Origin of the sequence: Streptomyces sp. NPDC038707 (assembly GCF_040636485.1) — a bacterium.
Taxonomy (GTDB): Bacteria; Actinomycetota; Actinomycetes; order Streptomycetales; family Streptomycetaceae; genus Streptomyces.
This window is the reverse complement of record NZ_JBEZUP010000102.1, coordinates 1-1,486: the sequence shown is the minus strand read 5'-3', so window position 1 is coordinate 1,486 and position 1,486 is coordinate 1. Positions and strand designations below refer to the sequence as shown.

Annotated in this window: 1 protein-coding gene; it reads left to right on the top strand. The window is 67.3% G+C overall.

The genetic code is table 11. The features are described 5' to 3' along the window. Positions 1-1,486: (Fe-S)-binding protein (locus AB0E62_RS39995; protein ID WP_362206060.1), on the top strand; the 1,486-nt coding region annotated here is incomplete at both ends.

Below are 1,486 nucleotides of genomic sequence, written 5' to 3'. Positions count from 1 at the left end.
CTTCATCTGGATGATCACGGTCTCGCTGAAGACGGACATGGGTGTGGCCTGGCACCGTTTCCTGGCCTTCCCGAACATCTGGTTCAAGCGCAACGCCGACGGCTCCACCGCGCTCGGCGCGCTCCAGCCGATGACCTCGAACGGCAAGCCGATCGACTTCGAGGACCCGGGCGAAGACGACGTCTTCGGCGTCTCCCAGGTCGAGCAGTTCTCCTGGAAGGGCCTGCTGGACTTCTCCACCTGCACCGAGTGCGGCCGCTGCCAGTCGCAGTGCCCCGCCTGGAACACCGGCAAGCCGCTCTCCCCCAAGCTGCTGATCATGTCCCTGCGGGACCACGCGCACGCCAAGGCGCCGTACCTGCTCGCGGGCGGCGGCAAGACCATGGAGGGCGAGGAGAAGGCGACCGAGGAGCAGCTCGCCTCGGTGCCCGCGGCCGCGCTGGCCGAGGCCGGGCGCCCGCTGATCGGCACCGCCGAGGAGAACGGCGTCATCGACCCGGACGTGCTGTGGTCCTGCACCACCTGCGGCGCCTGCGTCGAGCAGTGCCCGGTGGACATCGAGCACGTCGACCACATCGTGGACATGCGCCGCTACCAGGTGATGATCGAGAGCGCCTTCCCCTCCGAGGCGGGCACGATGCTCAAGAACCTGGAGAAGAAGGGCAACCCCTGGGGCCTGGCGAAGAAGCAGCGCCTGGAATGGACCAAGGAGGTCGACTTCGAGGTCCCGGTCGTCGGCAAGGACATCGAGGACCTCACCGAGGTCGAATACCTCTACTGGGTCGGCTGCGCCGGCGCCCTGGAGGACCGCGCGAAGAAGACCACCAAGGCCTTCGCCGAGCTGCTGCACATCGCGGGCGTGAAGTTCGCGATCATGGGCGGCGACGAGAAGTGCACCGGTGACTCCGCCCGCCGCCTCGGCAACGAACCGCTGTTCCAGCAGCTCGGCATGGAGAACGTGGCCGCGCTGAACATGGCCTTCGGCGAGTCCCTCGACGAGGACGGCAAGGCGGACCCGGCGACGAAGAAGCCGAAGTCGGCGAAGAAGATCGTCGCGACCTGCCCGCACTGCCTGAACACGATCGGCAACGAGTACCCGCAGCTCGGCGGCGACTACGAGGTCATCCACCACACCCAGCTGCTCCAGCACCTGGTGGACGAGGGCAGGCTGATCCCCGTCACCCCGGTCGAGGGCATCATCACCTACCACGACCCCTGCTACCTGGGCCGCCACAACAAGATCTACACGCCCCCGCGCGAGATCATCGGCAAGGTCCCGGGCCTCAGGAACGAGGAGATGCACCGCCACAAGGAACGCGGCTTCTGCTGCGGCGCCGGCGGCGCGCGGATGTGGATGGAGGAGCGGATCGGCAAGCGCATCAACAACGAGCGCGTCGACGAGGCCCTCTCCCTCAACCCCGACATCGTCTCCACCGCCTGCCCGTTCTGCCTGGTCATGCTCACCGACTCGGTGAACGGCAAGAAG